Annotated in this window: 21 protein-coding genes, 1 tRNA gene and 1 pseudogene; 18 read left to right on the top strand and 5 right to left on the bottom strand. The window is 65.2% G+C overall.

Translation table 11 applies throughout. The features are described 5' to 3' along the window. Positions 1–48: 48 nt before the first annotated feature. Positions 49–582 (top strand): hypothetical protein, encoded by a 534-nt coding sequence (locus ACH438_RS15505; protein WP_397005477.1) that lies wholly within the window; start codon positions 49–51, stop codon positions 580–582. Positions 583–1240: 658 nt separating this feature from the next. On the opposite strand, the gene ACH438_RS15500 is transcribed toward ACH438_RS15505, so the two are convergent. Then, positions 1241–2917 carry a hypothetical protein gene (locus ACH438_RS15500; protein ID WP_397005475.1) on the bottom strand — a complete coding sequence of 559 codons (1677 nt, stop codon included), beginning with the start codon at positions 2915–2917 and terminating at the stop codon, positions 1241–1243. Beyond that, a complete protein-coding gene (locus ACH438_RS15495) occupies positions 2874–4727 on the bottom strand; it encodes a recombinase family protein (RefSeq protein ID WP_397005473.1) in 1854 nt (617 codons plus the stop codon). The genes ACH438_RS15500 and ACH438_RS15495 overlap by 44 nt, the downstream gene beginning before the upstream one ends. 14 nt (positions 4728–4741) lie before the next feature. On the opposite strand from ACH438_RS15495, the pseudogene ACH438_RS15490 reads away from it, so the two are divergent. From ACH438_RS15490 to ACH438_RS15480, 3 genes and pseudogenes are all read left to right on the top strand, one after another. Continuing rightward, positions 4742–4876: pseudogene (locus ACH438_RS15490) on the top strand (DUF4244 domain-containing protein); the annotation flags it as partial. 26 nt (positions 4877–4902) lie between these two features. Next, positions 4903–5220: a TadE family type IV pilus minor pilin gene (locus tag ACH438_RS15485; protein WP_397005471.1), complete on the top strand. Its 318-nt coding sequence runs from the start codon at positions 4903–4905 to the stop codon at positions 5218–5220. Continuing rightward, the gene (locus ACH438_RS15480) at positions 5220–5606 is read left to right on the top strand and encodes an Rv3654c family TadE-like protein (RefSeq protein WP_397006023.1); all 387 of its coding nucleotides are present in this window, start codon (positions 5220–5222) and stop codon (positions 5604–5606) included. Before ACH438_RS15485 ends, ACH438_RS15480 begins: the two co-directional genes overlap by 1 nt. Positions 5607–5958: 352 nt before the next feature. Here the strand turns inward: ACH438_RS15480 and ACH438_RS15475 are convergent, their stop codons facing one another. Next, the gene (locus tag ACH438_RS15475; RefSeq protein WP_397006021.1) at positions 5959–8355 is read right to left on the bottom strand and encodes a DEAD/DEAH box helicase; all 2397 of its coding nucleotides are present in this window, start codon (positions 8353–8355) and stop codon (positions 5959–5961) included. Positions 8356–8789: 434 nt separating this feature from the next. On the opposite strand from ACH438_RS15475, the gene ACH438_RS15470 reads away from it, so the two are divergent. The 5 genes from ACH438_RS15470 (at position 8790) to ACH438_RS15450 (ending at position 14205) form a co-directional block, all read left to right on the top strand. Then, positions 8790–8993, top strand: coding sequence for a cold-shock protein (locus ACH438_RS15470; RefSeq protein WP_033089373.1), 204 nt, complete (start codon positions 8790–8792; stop codon positions 8991–8993). A 309-nt stretch (positions 8994–9302) separates the two neighbouring features. After that, entirely contained in the window at positions 9303–12176 is a 2874-nt protein-coding gene (topA, locus tag ACH438_RS15465) for a type I DNA topoisomerase (RefSeq protein ID WP_397006019.1), read from the top strand. A 112-nt stretch (positions 12177–12288) separates the two neighbouring features. After that, on the top strand, positions 12289–12792 hold the full coding sequence (locus ACH438_RS15460; protein ID WP_397005468.1) for a DinB family protein: 504 nt from the start codon (positions 12289–12291) through the stop codon (positions 12790–12792). A 46-nt stretch (positions 12793–12838) separates the two neighbouring features. After that, positions 12839–14053, top strand: a complete 1215-nt coding sequence (locus ACH438_RS15455; protein WP_397005466.1) for a DNA polymerase III subunit delta' — start codon at positions 12839–12841, stop codon at positions 14051–14053. Between the two features lie 76 nt (positions 14054–14129). Further along, positions 14130–14205, top strand: a tRNA-Thr gene (locus tag ACH438_RS15450). Positions 14206–14297: 92 nt separating this feature from the next. On the opposite strand, the gene ACH438_RS15445 is transcribed toward ACH438_RS15450, so the two are convergent. Both ACH438_RS15445 and ACH438_RS15440 read right to left on the bottom strand, forming a co-directional pair. Further along, the gene (locus ACH438_RS15445; protein ID WP_397005464.1) at positions 14298–15608 is read right to left on the bottom strand and encodes a tyrosine-type recombinase/integrase; all 1311 of its coding nucleotides are present in this window, start codon (positions 15606–15608) and stop codon (positions 14298–14300) included. A gap of 180 nt (positions 15609–15788) precedes the next feature. Then, positions 15789–16388 (bottom strand): hypothetical protein, encoded by a 600-nt coding sequence (locus ACH438_RS15440; protein ID WP_397005463.1) that lies wholly within the window; start codon positions 16386–16388, stop codon positions 15789–15791. A 26-nt stretch (positions 16389–16414) separates the two neighbouring features. Here ACH438_RS15440 and ACH438_RS15435 point away from each other — a divergent pair, with 26 nt between their 5' ends. The 9 genes from ACH438_RS15435 to ACH438_RS15395 all read left to right on the top strand — a co-directional run bounded on the left by ACH438_RS15435 (position 16415) and on the right by ACH438_RS15395 (position 20826). Beyond that, positions 16415–16813 (top strand): helix-turn-helix domain-containing protein, encoded by a 399-nt coding sequence (locus tag ACH438_RS15435; protein WP_397005462.1) that lies wholly within the window; start codon positions 16415–16417, stop codon positions 16811–16813. After that, positions 16810–17058: a hypothetical protein gene (locus ACH438_RS15430; RefSeq protein ID WP_397005461.1), complete on the top strand. Its 249-nt coding sequence runs from the start codon at positions 16810–16812 to the stop codon at positions 17056–17058. Before ACH438_RS15435 ends, ACH438_RS15430 begins: the two co-directional genes overlap by 4 nt. Then, positions 17055–17900, top strand: coding sequence for a helix-turn-helix domain-containing protein (locus ACH438_RS15425; RefSeq protein ID WP_397005460.1), 846 nt, complete (start codon positions 17055–17057; stop codon positions 17898–17900). Before ACH438_RS15430 ends, ACH438_RS15425 begins: the two co-directional genes overlap by 4 nt. Then, complete coding sequence (locus ACH438_RS15420; RefSeq protein ID WP_397005458.1) at positions 17897–18373, top strand: hypothetical protein; 477 nt, start codon at positions 17897–17899, stop codon at positions 18371–18373. Before ACH438_RS15425 ends, ACH438_RS15420 begins: the two co-directional genes overlap by 4 nt. A gap of 168 nt (positions 18374–18541) precedes the next feature. Next, positions 18542–18769, top strand: a complete 228-nt coding sequence (locus tag ACH438_RS15415) for a hypothetical protein (protein WP_397005456.1) — start codon at positions 18542–18544, stop codon at positions 18767–18769. Further along, a complete protein-coding gene (locus ACH438_RS15410; RefSeq protein WP_397005454.1) occupies positions 18766–19581 on the top strand; it encodes a hypothetical protein in 816 nt (271 codons plus the stop codon). Before ACH438_RS15415 ends, ACH438_RS15410 begins: the two co-directional genes overlap by 4 nt. Then, positions 19578–19781, top strand: coding sequence for a hypothetical protein (locus ACH438_RS15405; RefSeq protein WP_397005452.1), 204 nt, complete (start codon positions 19578–19580; stop codon positions 19779–19781). The genes ACH438_RS15410 and ACH438_RS15405 overlap by 4 nt, the downstream gene beginning before the upstream one ends. Next, positions 19778–20383 carry a hypothetical protein gene (locus ACH438_RS15400; RefSeq protein ID WP_397005450.1) on the top strand — a complete coding sequence of 202 codons (606 nt, stop codon included), beginning with the start codon at positions 19778–19780 and terminating at the stop codon, positions 20381–20383. Before ACH438_RS15405 ends, ACH438_RS15400 begins: the two co-directional genes overlap by 4 nt. Beyond that, positions 20368–20826, top strand: coding sequence for a hypothetical protein (locus ACH438_RS15395; protein ID WP_397005448.1), 459 nt, complete (start codon positions 20368–20370; stop codon positions 20824–20826). Before ACH438_RS15400 ends, ACH438_RS15395 begins: the two co-directional genes overlap by 16 nt. Positions 20827–20833: the final 7 nt, after the last annotated feature.

The following is a 20833-nucleotide window of genomic DNA, read 5'->3' as shown; positions in this document are numbered from 1 at the left end:
GACTACCCCGCTTCTGGGTTGCCGCACCAACGGCGGACAGGGGCAGTCGTGACCGATGAACAAGACGAAGCTCAGGCCACACCGCGTACCCGGCTGTTCCTGTTCCCCGGTGGCGTCTTCGAACTCCAGTCCTACGGGGACGAATCAGACGACTACTCCGGGTTTTACCTGGAGATTCAGGGACACATCACACTCGACGGCCACGAAGACAGAGGGGCGGTAATGCGGTACAAGCCAACCGCGTTGGGCTACGTCAACACCGCAGTATCCGGTATCAGTCAGCAATGGGACGAGACCGAGATACGAAGGCTCGCACAGCGATACGGCTATGACCTGGCTGAGATCGTGGTCTATGACCCTAAGTCGGAACGGCCCCCGCTGGCGCGGCTGAAGGCGCAAGCAACACGGTTGGATGCCGAAGCCGTGTTCGTGCCTTCGCTGGAGCACTTCGAGGAAGGGGAAGCACCTGGATCTTTGGTGCAACGGCTGGACGTGGTGACGGTCCATCCGGAATCCGCGTACTCGCGGCGATCGATGCCCCCGATTCGAGACCTGCCGCCCGCACAAGCGGACGGCGCTTAACCAGGAAGGCTGTTTCATGGATTGGGCCAACACCTTGTTGACGTGGGCTTCTGCCCTGTTCTTCACTCTCGCGTTCATGGTCGCGGTCGTGACCATCTCCGCATCGTTGTTGTTCAACATCCCGCCCGAACAGACCTGGGAAGCGTTCCGGGCACTTGTCCGGCGTCTGAGGCCACTCCGATAGCTCGGGAGCCCCGGAAGGGGGTGATCTATCGACGTACCGATTCAGGACAGCGTTGCTCCACAACGCATTACGACGAAGCCCCCGCCAACCGCAACCGTGCCGGGGCTTCTGATCTTGGTGTCAAACCCCCGAGGGAACCCCCAACCGCAGGAGAGGGCTGGGGGTTCTCCCATGTGCATGTCTCACGGAACCCGTTGTCCGCGTGGCACGTCCAATCTGAGCATGGACGAACCTATCGAGTTCCTGCCGTACACCTGTGCTGAGGACGAACCAAGCCCGGAGGAACTCCACGCCATGTACACGGACCGAGCAAGGGCACGACGTGAGTGGATCTCTCAGCGCCCCGGTAGGTGGCGCTCTGCCTGCAACCAATCCTGGACCGAGTGACCCCCGTCCCCCGGTCGCGTGTGCGTAAGAGACCCGTATACCTGTGGGTGGGCCGTATGCCCCGGGGGAGGGGCATACCCCCTGGGGCTAGTACCCGAGCTCGGACGGAAGTCCTAGCATCCGGTACAACTCCTGTTGCTCGTACCAGTCGCGGATTTCTTCGTCCTCTAGCTCACGAAGGATCTCGGCTTGCTCTTCCTCTGACAGTTCAACCCAGTCCACTAGCCCAGCGTCGGCCGGAGCCTCTGCGGGTCCGGCCAAACGAGCACCCTTCAACCGGAGAGCTGTACGGAACCCTTCTCGGTTCCGCTCATTTCGTTCCACCTGAAGCTCAGACCGTTCCAGGGCACCGAGTTCCTCAGCCAACTCGTACAGCCTCCGATCATCACCGGAGGCAGTCCACTGAGTACCGGACTTCACGGCTAGACCGTGCTTCTCCAACACCTTCAGGTGCCGGTCAACTGTCCTACGACTAGACCCAACGGCTACGGAAACCTCCTGGACCGTAGCCGGACCAACCTCTTGGAGACCTAACCATGTCTGGCCTGTGCTCTTGCCCAGCCCAGACCCGTACCTGAACAACGGATGTAGAAGAACTCGGTCCCTTTCCTGGTCATTAGAACCGCACTTATCCCCTATAGGGGGGGACGGTATTAGTGAGGTCATCTTGTCCACCTGTGGGCCGAACTGGTAGGTGTCGGCATCACCGATCTTGGATGCTTTCACCCTCTCCAACCATCCGGCCGACACCAGACGGCCCAGGGCTGTCCGGACCGTCTTGTCCTCCATCTGAGCCACCTCAGCGATACGGCGAGACCCGAAAGTCAGGGCCGTAGTGCCTGAAGTCGTGCCGAGTAGGCACAGCGCGAACATCACTGCCTGGTCGGTCTTCCCGGTCCGTCCCGGCCATGGGGCGGCCTCGACAATCGCTTGCACATTCGAGATCTCGTCAACGATCTCCGCAGTCGTCAGCTGATCGGCTGCCTTCTCCCAAGTACGGACCATGAAGTCATGCGGGTTCTCGTTGCCTTCCCTGTCCTCCAGGGCGTGAACCTTCGCGCCGCCCGCGTTTCTTCGGTCGGTCATCAACCGCTGGTAGTCGGAGAAGTTCCATCCGGCCCGACGAAGGCCGGAGGCAATCGCCAGAGCCATCGGAGAACGGCCGTCGTAACGGCCCTCGGTGTCCCCGTTCTTGATCAACGACCACAGCGACATCGGCAGATCTCGACGCTTCGAGCCGTCACGCTCGGAGGGTCCGAGTACCCCCAACGCTTCCTGGACCGTCTCCGGGGCAATCAGAGCCCCGGACAAGCCTTTACGGTGCGGAGCCAGCGGCGGACGAATCCCCTTGTTGTGCCGATGGGTATCGATCGGGATGCCAAGCGAGAGAGCTTGATCCAGCACTCGGCCCCTGTCTTCCGACCGGATGTACAGGTGTTGGTGATCGTCTCGGCCGGAAGCCACAAGCAACGTAGGAAGCTCGTCGGCTTCGGCCCACTGCCGAAGCTTCCAGCCGCATTCCACCAACTCGGGAGTGTCCAAGTCGAACACTGCAAGGGTCGGCTTCACGTTCACCATGAACGCCCGACCCGAATCCACCGCTTCCTCAACCGGAACCCAGTCACCGCCGGTGTTGTCTTCGTTGATCAACATGGCATTGCCACCCGGCTTCACCACCGCCAGCGCAAGCGCCAACACATCATCAGTACTGCTCACGTGCCTAATCCCAGTCCCCATCGTCGTCTGGTCCGTACCGGTACTCATCTTCGATCTTCTCTCGAATGAACTCCCGACGCTCCGCCCGTCGCTCTTCTGCGGCCCTCAGCAAGGCTTCGGAGGTGTACACCCAGACACCTTCGGTTGGCTGGAGCCACATGTAACCCTCTGCTGCCGTTGGCATCTGGTCGGCATCGGAGAGCAGAACTCCCTGGATACCCTCCCGCTCCATCGCGGCGAAGGTCCTCCTTGCCCTCTGCACGCTCGGGCCGGGCTTCAGTTCGGCGGTCATGTCGTTCAGGCTCCCGAGATCGAGGTTGAGCCTGTTTTGAGCACCACGCTTGAACGATGCGCGGACGTTCATCGAACGGAGGTAGATGTTCTGCTCGGTGGGCGTCTGACGCTCCCACCAATCCGAGAACAACTCACCAGTGCCCCGGAGCACCCAACCGGCAGGTCTGGAGGGGATCGACGCCAACTTGTCACGGCGTGCGCTCAGAGCCGAGATTCGTTCCTCCAGCTTCGCGCGGGCAGGAGTGCCCTTGCCGAACATCCCCGAGCCGATCACCTCTGCTGCGTCAATCAAGTCAGCATCGATGGCGGCCACCTCAGCCGCGTGATCCTCTCCGGCGTCCCACTCTCGGTCTTGCCGTTCGGAGTCGCCTAGCAGCGCCAGCACAGCGGTTGCCACAGCCTTATCGGCTTCGTCGCTGATCATGGTCAGGTTCTCGCAACGATCCTTGTACTGAGCTGAAGCGCATCGGTAGCGGTCAGCTCTGCCCTTCCCGCCCTTCAGCCGGTAGGCCGGACGGTTGCACACACCGCAGTGAATCACCCTCAGCAGCAAGCCATTAGACCGCTTCGTCGGCTCCTTACGGTTCTCCCGGCTCTTCAACTCTTTCTGGAGCCGATCGAACTCGGCACGAGAGAGGATCGGTTCAGCCCGTACCACCGGGCTACCGTCATCGGAGCGAACAACTGTCTCGGGGCCGAACTCCTTCTTACCGTTAGCCTTTCGCTTCGGTTGCCCGTTCAAATCAAGAACGGGTTCACGGGTGACCACATGCCCTAGAAGGGTCGGAGACGACAGAGACCGCTTCAGCGGCCCTGAGTGCCACTCGTAGCCCCGTACCTCTCGGTCCTGGACCTGAGCGAACCGGTCTTTCGGCGTCAAGATCTTCCGGCCGGTCATGTCGTGCGCTATCTGCCGCAACGGCATCCCGGACATCACCCGGTCAACGACCTCACGAATCGCCTTCACCTGTACCGGGTCCTGGACAAGCCGCCAGTCCCCGTTGTCGTCCTTCTCAGGGAGGTAGCCCCACGGCGGGACACCACCCCTCCACTTGCCGGAGGTGAAGTTGTGCCGGAACGCATTCGAGTTCCGCTCGCTGATCGCGTCTAGCTCCAGCTCCGCCACGGTGGCGATCAGGGCGACGATGATACGACCGACCTTGTCCGACAGATCGAAATGCTTCTCACTCGCCGATACGAGCACGGTGTCATGGGCTTCGGCCCACTCGATCACCCGCCACAGGTGCGGAACGCTCCGCACGAGCCGATCCAGCCGGTAGAACACGATCACGTCGAACGGCACCGGTACCCGGTTGTCCGGACCGGGCGATGCCTTCGGATCGAAGTCACGAGCGAGCCAGCGCCCAAGCTGGGGACGCTCGAACGGCGATGTAGTACCCGCCGACACGTCCAGGTCTTCAGCTACGCCGACAACTTCGTACCCACGATCAGCACAGAGCTTCGAACACTCGGAGAGCTGCCGTTCAGGGCTTGTACTCTCATCGGTCAATCTCGACAATCGGACTACTATCAGCGCCCGTAGCGGCGCTACCTGCACACTCACGGATGTAAAAATAGACTACCGAGTACGCGATCGGCACCATAGCCGCGGCGGCCTTCGGCGCCGTCCTCTACACGGTGGTGACCGGCGACAGCATTGTGAACGCCCTCACGAAGATCATCGACCGCGCGTTGAAGACCACCGTCGGCTGATCACTCGCGCGACCGCGGACGGCGGTATGGCGACGGTGGAGGCGGCGCTCGCGCTGGCGGCCGTGGTCGCTGTGCTGGTGCTGTGTATTGCCGCGCTGCTGGCGGCGTCGGCACAGATCCGCTGTGTCGACGCCGCGCGGGAGGCGGCCCGGCTCTCCGCGCGTGATCAGGACGCCGCAGCGGTGGCCCTGGCACTCCGGGTGGCGCCTCCGGGCGCGCAGGTCGGGGTGCGGCACGACGCGGAGTTCGTGACCGCCACGGTGAGCGCCCGCTCACCACTGCTTCCGCTCACGCTGAGTGCGAGTGCGGTCGCGGCGCGCGAACCGGGTGCGGACACGCCGTGATGCGCACATCGGTCGTCCGGAGTGAGAAAGCGCACTGCGGGGACGAGGGTGCGGTGACGGTCACGGCCTGCCTGGCCCTGGTCTCGGTGTTGGCGATCACAGTATTGGCGGCGCAGGTCGGGGTCGCGGTGGCCGCCCGGCACCGGGTGCAGGCGGCGGCGGATCTAGCGGCCTTGGCGGCCGCCGGTGACCTGGACTCCGGCATCGCCGCGGCATGTGCGCAGGCAGCGGAAATAGGCCGGCGAATGGGTGCGCGGTTGATGACTTGTGTGCCGGATGGGTGGGATGTGACAGTCGAACTCGCGGGCCGAGTGGAGTTGGGTCCGATGGGTGTCCGGGAAGTGTGCGCGAGTGCACGTGCGGGGCCGCCGGGGGATTGGCGGTAGGAGTCAATGTCTCGTACTGAGCGGTTGGTTAAGAATGCGATGGCGCGGGCCACATCAGTAGTCGATCAATGCCGATATTCGATGAAACCGATAGGCGAATAGATTGGGTATCGATCGGTTTCCAATTCGTTCCGAAGACTGATCCGAAAGAATGCACAGGTAAATCCGCTAACGACATTATCGAACGGAGCAACCTGCCAGTTAACAGGATCACATCCCTTTTTATTCGTTCCGGGTCCGCCCTACTGCAGTGCACGTGCAGCCGCGTCCGGACCGACCCGATACTTCTCAGCTGACCAGCCCCGACCGGACGGTCGCATGGCGCTTCGATCTCACCACGGCGACGCCATGATCACGGTTCGGGACGGTCGCCGTCATCCGGCCCGAGTTCGGCCAGGATGGCCGCCAACAGCCGCACCGCACCCGCCTTGTCCAGGGGATTGTTCCCGTTTCCGCACTTCGGCGACTGCACGCAGGACGGGCATCCGCCCGCGCAACCACACGATTCGATGGCCGCCAGGGTCGCCGCAAGCCAGTGCCGCACCCGGGTGAATCCGCGCTCGGCGAAGCCCGCACCGCCCGGGTGACCGTCGTAGACGAACACCGTGGGCAGCCCGGTATCGGCATGTTCGGCGGTCGACACGCCGCCGATATCCCACCGGTCACAGGTCGCGACCAGCGGCAACATGCCGATGGCGGCGTGTTCGGCGGCGTGTAGCGCGCCCGGGACGCGCCGCGCGTCGATCCCGGCCCGAGCCAGCAGGTCCGGGGTGACCGTGTACAGCACCGCCCGGGTGGGCAGGGTCTGCGCCGGCAGGTCCAGCGGCACCATGTCCAGCACCTCGCCGCTGGGGAGTTTCCGCAGGTAGCCGATGACTTGTCGGGTCACCAGCACATCGGCCAGGGCCGTGGTGACCGACCCGTGCACGCGGTGTTCGGTGACCTCGTCGACTTCCAGGGTGGTGACCGCCCGGGCGCTGGTCGTCCAGCCGGGCGTATCGGCGTGCACGAGGGCAACTCCCTCTTCCAGATCGAGCTCGTCGACCACATAGCTCTCACCCTGATGCAGATGTACCGCACCGGGATGCAGGGTGGCCGGCGCCCGTCCGGCGTCGGTGGTTCCGAGCATGCGGCCCGATTCGCCGTCCACGACCGCGATTGCGGATCCGATGCCGCCGCGCACGTCCACCGCATCGTGCGGATGCGCGTCCGCGGTCACGTACCAGCGGGCCGTGCCGTCGCGTCCATTGCCCGGCCGCCGCCGGATCACGCCGTCCCGGGCCAGCTCGGACAGCAGCTCCCAGGCCCGGAATTCGTGTACCTCGGCGTCGGTGAGCGGCTGTTCCATCGCGGCGCACAGCAGATGCGGTCCCAATACATAGGGGTTGTGCGGATCGGTGATGGTGGCTTCCAGCGGCCGGCCCAGCAGTGCCTCCGGATGATGCACGAGGTAGGTGTCCAGCGGGTCGTCACGGGCGATGAGCAGCACCAATGACCCCTGCGTGCGTCGCCCGGCGCGCCCGGCCTGCTGCCAGAACGAGGCCACCGTGCCGGGGTATCCCGCCACGACGACGGCATCCAGACCGGCGATGTCGACGCCCAATTCGAGCGCATTGGTGGTGGCAGCGCCCAGCAATGAGCCCTCCGACAGCGCCGCCTCCAGCGCCCGGCGGTCCTCGGCGAGGTATCCGGCCCGGTAGGCCGCGACTCGTTCGGCCAGCCCGGCGTCGACGTCGGCGAGCAGTCGCCGCGTGTCCATGGCGACGAGTTCGGCGCCGCGCCGGGACCGCACGAAGGTCAGCGTCCGCGCGCCCTCGACGACCAGATCGGCCATGATCTTCGCGGCCTCCGCCCCGGCCGAACGCCGCACCGCGGCGCCGTTTTCCCCGGTCACGCCCCCGCCGAGCAACGGCGGCTCCCAGAGCGCGACGGTCCGGGACCCCTGCGGTGACCCGTCCTCGGTGACCGCGACACACGGCGCGCCGATGAGGGTGGAGGCCGTCGCGGCGGGGTCGGCGGCGGTCGCCGAGCACAGTACGAATACGGGATCCGCCCCGTACCGCGCGGCGAGTCGCCGCAGTCGCCGCAGCACCAGCGCCACGTGCGAGCCGAATACACCCCGATAGATATGGCATTCGTCGACCACCACGTACCGCAGCTGCCGCAAAAGGCGGGCCCAGCGCTGGTGGGAGCGCAACATGCCCACGTGCAGCATGTCGGGATTGGTGAAAACCCAGCGGGCGTGGGCGCGTACCCATTGCCTTATCTCCGGGGGCGTATCCCCGTCATAAGGCGCGGGATGGATGCCGCGGAGTGGATCTTCGCTGGTCAGCTCGTTGACCATGCGCAGCTGATCGGCCCCCAGCGCTTTGGTGGGCGAGAGATAGAGGGCGGTAGCGCGCGGATCCTCCTGCAGCGCGGTGAGCACGGGTAGCTGATAGGCCAGCGACTTCCCGGAGGCGGTGCCGGTGGAGACCACGACGTGCATTCCGTCCGCGGCCAGGTCGGCGGCCAGTGTCTGGTGGCTCCAGGGTTCCTCGACGCCGGCCGCCTGAACTGCGGCGATGACGTCCGGAGATGTCCATTCGGGCCATTTCGTGACCTGGGCCGCACGCGGTGGTAGCTCCGCGATATGGGTGAGGCGGGGGTCACTTTTTTCTACCCCTGACAGGACACGATTCAGCAACGATCTCCCATAGCTGGTATCGCCGGCGTCTCGGATCGGGCGCGTCACGTCGCCAGGATTCATCGAAGCGTTGCCGCGACACGCGGCGGGGGTGCGAAAGGTGTGTGCGCCCTGTCGTCTACCTGCCATTTCACTGCAGAGTAGCGACCCGCCTCACACCCCGTTTGCCAGATGCTCGCTCTGTTATCAGGAAGCAAACCAACTTCAAGTACGGATTTGGGCATTATGCCCCTCACCTGCGCATTCGCAAGATCAACTTTTTTGCAAATTGTGGGTAACTCGGCTGTTGAATTGCGCGAAGACATGGTTCACTGGTTCCTGGTCGCAAGCTTCTGTGTTCGAGGGACGGATCCAAAGTCCAAACCATCAGCAGGATCGATGTTGCGAACGGTGTACTGGGTGCTTTCCTGCAGGGGGAACAGAGTACAGCGGTCGGAACGGACCCGGTGGACGAACCTACTTGTCCGCCGTTCCGGTATGGAAAGAGAAGGAACAGAATGGCACAGGGAACTGTGAAGTGGTTCAACGCGGAGAAGGGGTTCGGCTTCATCGCGCCCGAGGACGGCTCCGCTGACGTCTTCGTCCACTACTCCGAGATCCAGGGAACGGGCTTCCGCACCCTCGAGGAGAACCAGAAGGTCGAATTCGAGGTCGGCCAGGGCACCAAGGGCCCGCAGGCCACGGGTGTGCGCGCGCTCTGAGAGCGGGCTGACCCACAGGTATCCGTCCCCCATCGCCACCCGGCGGTGGGGGACGACCCATATCTGGACCCATTACACTCGATCACGATCAGGGGCTACATCGTCGCCGCGCACGAGCCGCGGCCTTTGAACACGGTATAAACGTTGCTGGCAGCGATATCAGTAGTCGCAGCCGCATGCCCCAGCCGCGTTTCGCGCGCACCAGCGCCGCGCGGATCGACAGGAAAGGTGTGTTCGCCGGTGGCAACACGAGACCGCGGTGCATCGCCGAAATCAGCACCCGACCAGGGGCGTTCCCTGCGTCGTCTCGTGATCGTCGAGTCGCCGACGAAGGCCCGCAAGATCGCCCCCTACCTCGGCCGCGGATACGTGGTGGAGGCTTCGGTCGGTCATATCCGGGACCTGCCGCGAGGTGCGGCGGATGTACCCGCCAAATACAAGGGACAGCAGTGGGCCCGGCTCGGGGTCGATGTCGACCACGATTTCGAGGCCATCTATGTGGTGAGCCCGGATAAGAAGGCGAAGGTCAGCGAGCTCAAAGCGCTGCTCGCCGACGCCGACGAGCTCTACCTCGCCACCGACCCCGACCGCGAGGGCGAGGCCATCGCGTGGCATCTGCTGGAGACGCTGAAGCCGAAGGTGCCGGTCCGGCGCATGGTGTTCCACGAGATCACCGAGCCGGCCATCCTCGCCGCGGCCGCCGACACGCGCGAGCTGGACAAGGATCTGGTCGACGCGCAGGAGACGCGGCGCATCCTGGACCGGCTCTACGGTTACGAAGTTTCGCCGGTGCTGTGGAAGAAGGTCATGCCGCGATTGTCGGCGGGCCGGGTGCAGTCGGTGGCGACACGTGTCATCGTGCAGCGGGAACGGGAGCGCATGGCGTTCCGTTCCGCCGAGTACTGGGATATCGCCGCGAAACTGGATGCCGGCGGGCAGGAAGAGGGCGGGAATCCGCGCGTTTTCGGCGCCCGATTGGTGAATGTCGACGGTGCGCGGGTGGCGTCCGGTCGCGATTTCGGCGCCGACGGTCAGTTGAAGACCATGTCGGGCGTGGTCGTGCTGGACGCGGAATACGCACGGCGGCTGGCGGAATCGCTGCACGGCGTGGATTTGACTGTTACGTCGGTCGAGTCGAAGCCGTACACGCGGAAACCGTACGCGCCGTTCATGACTTCGACGTTGCAGCAGGAGGCGGCGCGCAAGCTGCGTTTCACTTCCGAGCGCACGATGCGGGTCGCGCAGCGGCTCTACGAAAACGGCTACATCACTTATATGCGTACCGACTCGACGACTTTGTCGGAGTCGGCGATCAACGCGGCGCGGGCGCAGGCCACGCAGCTGTACGGCGCGGAATATGTGAGCCCGACGCCGCGGCAGTACACCCGCAAGGTCAAGAACGCGCAGGAAGCACACGAGGCCATCCGGCCCTCGGGTGACACTTTCGCCACACCGGGGCAGTTGCACAACAAGCTCGACGGTGACGAATTCCGGCTCTACGAAATGATCTGGCAGCGCACGGTCGCCTCGCAGATGGTCGACGCGCGCGGCACCACCTTGACGGTGCGGATCACCGGTATGGCGAATACCGGTGAGGAGTGCGTGTTTTCGTCGTCCGGCCGGACGATCACCTTCGCGGGCTTCTTGAAGGCCTACGTCGAGAGCGTCGACGAAGAAGCGGGCGGCCAGTCCGACGATGCGGAATCGCGGCTGCCGGCGCTGACCGAGGGGCAGGGCGTCACCGCCATCGAACTGCTGCCGGACGGGCACACCACCAATCCGCCGCCGCGGTTCACGGAAGCCTCGCTGGTCAAGGCGCTGGAAGAGCTCGGCATCGGGCGTCCTTCCACCTACGCGTCGATCATCAAGACGATTCTCGACCGCGGGTATGTGTACAAGCGCGGTAGTGCGCTGGTGCCGTCGTGGGTGGCGTTCGCGGTGATCGGGCTGCTGGAGGATCACTTCGGGCGGTTGGTGGACTTCGACTTCACCGCGGCCATGGAGGACGACCTCGATGCCATCGCCGGTGGACGCGAACAGCGCGGAAACTGGCTGACCTCTTTCTATTTCGGTGGCGATCACGGCGCGCAGGGTTCGGTGGCGCGGTCCGGCGGCCTGAAGAAGATGGTCGGCGAGCGACTCGACGACATCAATGCGCGAGAAGTCAACTCCATCAAGCTGTTCGGCGACGACGAAGGTCGCGACGTGGTGGTGCGGGTCGGCAAGTTCGGGCCGTACCTGGAGCGCATGATCACGAATCCCGATGACCCGGAAGGTGATTCGATTTCGCAGCGGGCGAACCTGCCCGACGATCTGCCGCCCGACGAGCTGACGCCAGAGGTGGCCGAGAAGCTGTTCTCGACACCGCAGGAGGGGCGTTCGCTGGGCCGGGATCCGGAGTCCGGGCACGAAATCGTCGCCAAGGAAGGACGTTTCGGCCCGTACGTCACCGAGATCCTGCCGGAGCCGGTGGAGGAGATCGACACGGGCGCGAAGAAGACCGCGAAGAAGGCGGTCGCGCCCAAGCCGCGCACCGGCTCGCTGTTCAAGTCCATGGACCTGTCGACCATCACGCTCGACGATGCGCTGAAGCTGTTGTCGCTGCCGCGCGTGGTGGGTGTGGATCCGGCGTCGAACGAGGAGATCACCTCGCAGAACGGCCGATACGGGCCGTATCTGAAGAAGGGCACCGATTCGCGGTCGCTGGCGAACGAGGATCAGATCTTCAATGTCACGCTGGACGAGGCGTTGAAGATCTACGCCGAGCCCAAGCGGCGCGGCGGGCAGTCGGCCAGCGCGCCGCCGCTGCGGGAACTGGGCGTGGATCCGGTGTCGGAGAAGCCGATGGTGATCAAGGACGGCCGGTTCGGCCCGTATGTCACCGACGGTGAGACCAATGCGTCGCTGCGCAAGGGCGACGAGGTCGAATCCATCACCGACGCGCGGGCTTCCGAGCTGCTCGCGGATCGGCGGGCGCGCGGGCCGGTGAAGAAGGCGGCCAAGAAGACCGCCAAGAAGGCGCCCGCGAAGAAGGCCGCCACCAAGACCGCCGCGGCGAAGAAGACCGCCGCGAAGAAGGCGGCGATCAAGGCGACCGATCCGGCCAATGTGGTGAAGAAGGGTACGTCCAAGAAGGTGGCGGCGAAGAAGGCCGCCGCGTCGAAGGCTGCCGCGCAGTCCTGAAGCTGCGGTTCCGGCTGGAAATCCCCTGTTTAGGGCGGTGGATTTCCAGCCGTTTCTGTCGGTGCCCTGCCGTAGCGTGATGCCCGAACACGCACCAGCGGAAGGACATTCGATGGCGGATCTCGAGCGTGAAGAGCTGATCAAGATGCTGGACAACCAGCGCGAGCTGTTCCGGATCACGGTGCGCGGGCTGGAGGACGACGATGCCCGGCACCGCACGACGGTCAGTGAGCTCACCCTCGGCGGTCTATTGCATCACGTGATGCATACCGAACAGCACTGGACGCGGGTCATCGTCGAACGTGACCCGAACTCCGAATTCGATGTCTCCGAGATGGATTCGGAGTACAGGATGGGGCCGGACCAGACGGTCGCCGAGCTGCTGGCGGAATGGGATGCCACGGCGGAACGGACGGCCGCGCTGATTCGCGAGCTGCCGAACCTGGAGGATTCCATCCCCACACCCACCGCGCCGTGGGCGCCGGAGCGGGTGTGGATGACGGTGCGCTACATCCTGCTACACATTCTGCGCGAGATCGCCCATCACTCCGGGCATGCCGACATCATCCGGGAGGCGCTGGACGGCGCGAACACCACGTATCAGCGCGCTTCCTGACGGAGGCGGCGGGGGAATGTCGTAGGCCGCCAGTAGGGTGTATGCCGTGGCGGGTGTCTTCGATCGGCTGGTCGGCCAGGATTCGGTGGAAGCGGAATTGACCGCTGCCGCGATCGCTGCGCGGGATGGTGCGGGATCGTCCTCGGCCATGACGCATTCGTGGCTGTTCACCGGGCCGCCCGGATCGGGGCGATCGGTGGCGGCGCTGTGCTTCGCGGCCGCGCTGCAGTGCACGGATCCGGAACGGCCGGGCTGCGGGCGGTGTCACGCCTGCACCACCACCATGGCCGGCACCCACGGTGACGTCCGGCGCGTGGTGCCCGAGGGATTGAGCATCGGCACCAAGGAGATGCGCGAGATCGTGCAGGTCGCCTCGCGGCGGCCCAGCACCGGCCGCTGGCAGGTCGTGGTGGTCGAGGACGCGGACCGATTGACCGAAGCGGCCGGAAACGTGCTGCTGAAGGTGGTCGAAGAGCCGCCGGCGCGGACGGTGTTCCTGCTGTGCGCGCCCTCGGTGGATCCGGAGGACATCTCCATCACGCTGCGCTCCCGCTGCCGGCACGTGCATCTCGCGACGCCGTCGGTCGATTCCATCGCCCAGGTGCTGCGCGAGCGGGACGGCCTCGACGCCAAGGTCGCGCAGTGGGCGGCCTCGGTCAGTGGCGGTCATGTGGGCCGGGCCCGCCGGCTCGCCACCGACGAGGACGCCCGAGCCCGGCGGAAGAAGGCGCTCGCCCTGGTCGCGGCCACCGCCCGGCCCGCGGCCGCCTACAACGCCGCCGACGATCTGGTCCGGTCCGCCGATGACGAGGCCAAACAGGTCAGCGCCACCCGCGACGAGAAGGAGCGGGACGAACTCGCGACCGCTCTCGGCGCGGGCGGCACCGGTAAGGGCGCGGCCGCCGCCACCCGCGGTTCGGCGGGCGCGCTGAAGGATCTGGAGAAGCGGCAGAAATCGCGAGCCACCCGCACCGGGCGTGATGCGCTCGACCGCGCGCTCATCGATGTGGCGGGCCTCTACCGCGACGCCCTGGCCGTCCGCTTCGGCGCGGCCACCGCCGACTCCCGCTCCGGCGTCACCCTCACTCACCCGGATATGGCCGACCAGATCCGCGAACTGGCCACCGACATCCGTCCCGAGGGCCTGCTCCGTTGTATCCAGGCCGTCCTCGACTGCCGCGAGGCCCTCGAAACCAACGTCAAGCCCCGCTTCGCGGTCGCCGCCATGGTTGCCACCCTCATGGCCGCCCGCGCGGCCTGACCGTCACCGGGTGATCGCGACCACCGATTTTCGCGATCCGGGCCCGAGACGATACACTCGCAACGCCGGAAGGCACGCCGCCTTAGCTCAGTCGGTAGAGCGCTTCACTCGTAATGAAAAGGTCGCGAGTTCGATTCTCGCAGGCGGCTCCAGGTCAGAGACCAAATCCACTCCCCGTCAGGGGAGTTGGGCACCCCCAATGTGCCAAGAGTGTGCCAACTCTCGGGAAATCCCCCTCATCGGACTACGACCCGAAGGCCGCAGATCCGGCCGCCGCCAAGTCTTCACCCTGGACGACGGAGTAGACCGACAGGGACATGGACGGGTCGTGCCCATGCCACGCCGCCACGATGTGCGCCGGAATGCCCAGCGCGAGCATGTAACTCACGGACGAGTTCCGAAGGCCCTTGAGCTGGATACGACGGAGTCCGGCTGCCTTCGCCAGCTTCTGGAACTCATCGGTGTAGCGCTCTGGCCGCAGCGGCACACCCGCCTCGTCCATCACAATCAGCCGGTTGTCATCCCACGGGATGCCCAGGGCTAGACATTCGGCCCGCTGCACCTTCTTCAGGCTTCGGAGCGCGGCGGCCAGTTCGGCGGGCGGCGGGAGATCACGACGGCTACGGCGCGACTTAGGCAGGTTCTCCTCTGTCGTGGTGCCGACCGCGACCCGTCCACGACGGACCTTCAGCGCGTCGTCGGAGAACCGGGTCCACTTCATGCCCAGAACCTCCGATCGCCGCATTCCGTAGGTGGACATGAGCCAAGCCGCGTACAGACGGTGAGCCTGCGCCTCGACCCGGAAGCGCTGGACTTCGGCGACCGTCCACGCCTTCGGATCGTCGGTGTCTTCGTCGTCGTCCCGCTCGTCGATCTCGTCGGCCGGTCGTTCCACCAACGCCACGACGTTGCGCGGCAACTTCCCCTGGTCCACGTAGGACTGAACCATCATGGACAAGGCCGTAAGGGTCGACCGCACGGTCACAGGCTTGACGCCATGCGGCTGCGCGCCCTCCTGGGCCTCCGCCACCGCGTACACACCCCGGCTCACCCGCTGGACTCTGCCAGCCCGTAGCAGCGCGGATAGGCGCGTGTGGATGTCCTGACCGGGAAACTCGGCCTGTATCGCCTTCGTCGTCACGCCGTCCGTGTGCAGCGCCACGAATGCCGCGACCCGCGAGGACAGAGAGTCCGGGTCCACATTGGTGCGCTGGTCCACGCGGCCCTCGGTCAACATCCAATCCACCAGCTTGTCGACGTCGGCCTTGGTCAGCTGCGCGAGCTTGCGGCCACCGAAGTATCGCCGAGCGGCTTTCAGGTGGTTACGGGTGTTGGCAGCGCTGACACCCCGTCGGAATCGTCGTCCGGTCAGCCACTCTTCGCACGCTTCGTCCACGGTCAAGGTCGTCACATGCACGTAGGTCCCGGCCGCGACTTCCGATGTGATTCGCCGGTATTCGCGCCGCGCGACGGTCTGAGTGTCGTAGGTGAAGCGCTGACGGTCGCGGGTGCCGTCCGGCCTGGTCCCAACGTCCACCTGGAACGTCCAGGTCACGACCCCGTTCTTGGCCGTGCGTTTGTCGATCGGTTCGGCCCGTCGGCTCTTCTTCTCCTTGCGCAGTTCAAGGGTTCTTGCTGTAGTCAATTCTCTCGAATCTTTCTGTGGGGCTGTACTTTTCGGAGTTGCGCTGGTCTAATTCACCGGTTCCTCCTCTGGTTGGCGTAGTGGTGAGACCTAATCGGTCGACGGGCGGTCGAATCCAACTACCGTTAGGCCCGCTTTGTGCTGCTGCCTGCGGACCTTCTCTATATCGAGATCGACCTCTGACATGCTGCGAAGCAGTTGGGCTGCAACAGCATTGAGATATGGCGAGTCGCCTCCCTGTGGCAGCTCCTCGAGCTTCTTCAGGGTCGTAACGTGACTCTGTGTAAGTTCCGCCCGCCGCCTCAGCAACTCCCGCTCCAGGGCGATCAGCCGTATCGGCAACATGCTCTCCGATGTAAACGCCGTCTCGTCCTCGCCGTTGAACCACTCAATGGCCCACCTTGACTGGGTGAATTGGCCTGGCAGGTACTCGACGGGGCCATCCGGAACGTCGGGGAACAGCAGCAGTATCGGGGGGATTTGAAGTGCTTGGGCGAGCACGAGTAGCTCGGTCACTTCGAGTCGCGTCCGCCGTCCGACCTCGAGATCGGAGATTGTCGATCGGGTGACTCGGTGCCCGAGTTCGGCGGTGTGATCGGACAGCCACTGCGCGGAACGGTCGCCTCGGTGTCGTTTGATCGCGTCGGCGACCCGCCGGACGGTGGTCTCCCGCCAACTTGATTGCGTCATTTTCGGCAGAGTACGGCAAGCGCTGCGTGGAAACCAACGTGCTCGGGGTAGCTCTGATCCTTGCGATCTCGAACGGGGCGGGCGCTTCTCGCTGGGCCGTATTGGTCCAGTTCAGCCGTGGGTGGGTGTCAAAGGTCCAGGTAGGAGCGTTTTGGTGTCGCGCACGGTGCGTAGGGTTGGAATCTCCAAGCAAGCGGTACGACGCTCGAAAGGTGAGTCATTTGCTCTACGATCTCTCCCGCATCACAACCCCTACGGTTGGCCTGGCTCAGGCTGCCGCCGTGCTCGGGATTGGGCGGTCGACGGCGTACCACCTCGCCCGCTCCGGAGAATTTCCTTGTAAGACCCTGAGGGTCGGTACGCGGTATCGAGTCGTGACAGCTGACTTGCGACGGTTGCTGAGTATCGAGGATTCGGCAGCGTGAGCACGGTTCGGCTCGGCTACGACACAGCGGGTGACGATGAACGTGTTCACGTCGACTTCGACGACGGTGCAATCGTTTTGGGCGTCGATGTCGATCGCGCCGGAATGTCTGTGCATCTCGGCATTGCAGAAGCGTGCGCCGTAACCCGCGCGCTGGTGGCGGCCATTTCTGCTGCGACCTACACAAAATCCTGGTCCGCCGCTGTACGGCATTGTCCAGCAAGAGTATTCGGCGCAAATACGTGAGTGTCGAAGCGATGGCGTGGGCGCTTATTGGCGCTCCGGATGTAGGCGGTCGTGAACAGGTCGTGTTGATCGGGCTCGCCAACCACGCGCACGCAGATGGAACGTTTTCGTACCCATCGCACGCCACCCTCGCCGCCTACGCCCGTTGTGACAAGAGGACGGTCCGCCGCGCAATTGCCTCGCTGGAGACGAAGGGTCTCATCGAGCGTGGTGATCAGCGCGCCGTGGATCATCTTCCGCCCGACCGACGTCCGATCGTGTGGAATCTGCTGCTCGATAGGAAGATTGACCGAGGGGGTGTAGGCATCCGTCCGGGCGACGGCGACCGCCCGGACGTCCGTGTCCAAGCGGGCGGACGCAGTAGTCCAACCGGGGGGATATCGGCGACCGAACGCGGGGACGCGGATGTCCCCCAAACCGTCCTTAACCGTCCAGGAACCGTCCAGAAGCCGTCCGTGCCCGCGCGATCGGGAAGTCTGCCGACGGAAGGGTGGAAACTCGTTCGCGGCATTGTCGGGGACGACTACCCGCAGGCGGTGCGAACGGGATTGGCTCGCATGGCTGGAGAGCTTTTGGCGAGCGGGACCGACTTGACGGACGTTGCCGCCGCGCTGCGCACCTGGTTGACCAAACCGACTGCGGGCATCGGGCTGTTGCCCCACCTCGTGGCCGACGCGATCAAGGCCAGGACCGCGCCGCGACCTCTCTCGACCACCGATCAGCGCGTGTGGCAAGCCCAAGCCCTGAAACGTCCTGAGTGGGACGACCACGACCCCGCGTTTGATCCTCCGGCGGTAGGGCTTGCCGCCAGATTCGATGCACAGAAAGCGATTACGCGATGACCCGTAACGATGTTGTAAACCTGTTGACGATGATCGCGTCGTTTGACCAGCGGACAGTTGGTGAGAGTGACGTCGCGCCATGGTTTGCCGCGCTGTGTCACCTGCCCTACGGCGCGGCGCGCGATGCCGTTCTCGTGCACCACCAGACCAGTGCTGAGCGGATCAAGCCGGTGCATGTGATCGACCTGGCCCGGCGTGCGTCCAATGATCGTGTCGAGCGGGCCAGCGCGTCGCCGGTGTTTCGGGATCAGCGCGACGCCGAGCGTGATGCACGGTTGGCCCAGTGGCGTGGCGAGAGCCCTTCGGAACTCGATGTCAGCACCGAGCGGTCACGACCCGCGTCCGATGCCACGCGGAAGGCAGTGATAGCCCAGATTGCCAAGCTGTTCCGCCGCGAGACGAGCCAAGAGAAGGCATGGCGTCAACACCTCGAGCACCTCGCGGAGAACGAGGGCGGAGCGGCAGCGGCATGAAGCGGCCCGAACCCGGCAATGCCACCGCGGATTCGGTGGAACAACTCCCCGAGTGGGAACAGCGCTACATCCGTGCGCTGCGCCGGGAGAACGCCAGCCTACGGCTACGTATCCGCGACTTGGAGCGTCGCGCGTGTGCCTGCCCGACTACAGCGAGGAATCCGAACCATGCCCCATGACGACGCCTCGTACCTGGAACTACACCGGGCGCATCTCGTCGACGACGTGCGCGACACTCACGCTCTGCACGCCGCCGCGCTCCGGGGTGACCTGGATATGGTTCGCCAGCTTGCGCAGGGGATCGCTTCCCGGCTTGGCCAACGCCAACAGCTCTGGGACACGGGCGTATCCGTCGGGCTCGGCTGCTCGGTGGCCGATGATCGGGAGCGGCTGTGACTGGCCTGCCTGCCGGATACCGGTACGGGCATCCGTTCGATGTCTTCCCTTACATCGCGCCGTTGTTCGGCTGGCGAATGTGGGCGGTTCTCGACGGCACGTGGACCACCCGCAGCGGAACCACGATCAACGCCCGCAATCACCTCACCGGCCCGTACTTCCCGCTCGGGCGTGCGCGGTCGCTGGCCGATCACCTGACGAGCCCGACGTTCACACGCGACGCACTGTGGAGCACGGCCACGGCTACCGCGACCCACTGCGGGCGCGGCTGCCCGCAGTCGCCGGGGCCGTGTGGAACCTGTGGCCTGTATTTCGTGCCTCGCGCCGATCACATTCTGCGGTTCCACGAGGTGATCCGATACGCGCGGGAAAGCGGGCTCGATATGGGCTTGCATGATCCGCCGCCGGGCGTGCGGCGGCACACGGTGCTGGGCAAGGTGCGCGTCGACGGCCTGGTGTGCACCGCGCCGCGCAAGCACAAGCACGAACTGCCCGAGTTGCGTGCGCACTCGCTGACCATCGCCGAGTTGTGGGTTCCGCAAGACGCGGCGCACCTGGTGACGCCGCTGAGTGACCGCTACCGGGTGCCTGTCCACGTCGGACTCGACATCGAAACCCTGACTCAGGGTGAAGGTCTCGCGGAAACCGTTCTCGCGGCGATGCGCCGGGATATCGAGGCGTCCCGCGCGCCCTTGTTCGACCAACTCAGCCCCGAAGCGTTGACGCGAATGCGGCGGAACACCGACTTGCACAAGCGACTTCGTGCCCTCGCGACCCCGACTACGAGTCACCCAGCAAGAGTATCCGAATGACCTTCGATCCGTCCGCCCCCCGTTCCGAACTGCGCACCCATCGCAGCTTGTTCGGTGCCGAAGTCTTCAATGTGCGCCACTGCGCCCGTAGTACCGCGCTGGTGGTCAGCGGCCCCGGCGTGCGCCTCGAGCTGCACCCCGCCGCCGCCCGGCATCTCGCCGGCCGAATCCTGACCGTGCTCGACGGAGCCACAGCGTGATTGCCGAACTGCTGCGCGTTCCCCGGCTCGCGGGACCCCGTGACGTCCCGGTCAAGAAGTGGCGTGACGGCGAATCACGCACGCCCACCTACGGATACCGGTTCTGGCGCGTCACCGACGACGGCGCACTCATCGCGCCGTACTACACCCACGGTGCCGAACACGTCGAGACGCTCGACGTACACCCCGCACCGTGCCCGAACGGATGCGCAGACAGCCCCGGCCCGTGCGGAGGGTGCGGCATCACCGTGTTACCCGAGGCTCATCACCTAGAGGTCATTCGACCCATCATGGACACGCACCCGCGAGTATGCGGGCAGGTCGCCGCCGCACGGGTCCGACTCGTGCCCCCGGTGCACTGGACCCCGGACCTGATTGTGCGTCCAGGCACCGAGACCGGAAGCGGGCTGCCCATCGTCGCCAGGCGCGGCAACCCGACCGTCCCGGAAGCACGCGCCGCCGGGGTGCGAATCGAGGCCCTACAGCTCGCACCCCGATTCGCTCACCTCACGGACACACTCACCCACCGCTACGGCCTGCCCGTCGACATCAGCGACGACCTGACCGCCCTCGCCGAGGAGGAACCATGGCCCACGCACTGACCGGTCACCGCCAAAAACACACCCGCGTCCAACAGATCGCGCCGGAGGTGGCGCGGCTACACGGGCAAGGGCTGGGCCGCAACGAGATCGCACGCACGCTAGGCGCATCGGCTGGCACCGTGACCAAGGCCGCCGCACTCGCGGGCGTCTCGTTCGATACCAGCGCCACCGCCGCCGCCACCGAAGCGCACAAGGCCACCGCGCAGCAGCAACGAGTCCAACTCGTCGGCCGACTGCTGGACGTGGCCGCCGATGCGCTCGACCGGATGTCCGGAGCCTCACCCAGGGAACTACGCGACCTCGCCATCGTGGCGGGTGTCGCAATCGACAAGTCCCTCAAGCTCGACTCTCACGAACAGGCCGACGCCGCTTTGAGTGCGGTCGACGGGTGGCTTACCGCCATGCTCGGCGACGAGCATGCGACCACCACGACCACCGAATAACCAACCA

This window comes from Nocardia sp. NPDC020380 (assembly GCF_044386975.1).
Classification (GTDB): domain Bacteria; phylum Actinomycetota; class Actinomycetes; order Mycobacteriales; family Mycobacteriaceae; genus Nocardia.
Note: the sequence above shows the minus strand (reverse complement) of the source record. Positions and strands in the feature narration are given on the sequence as shown.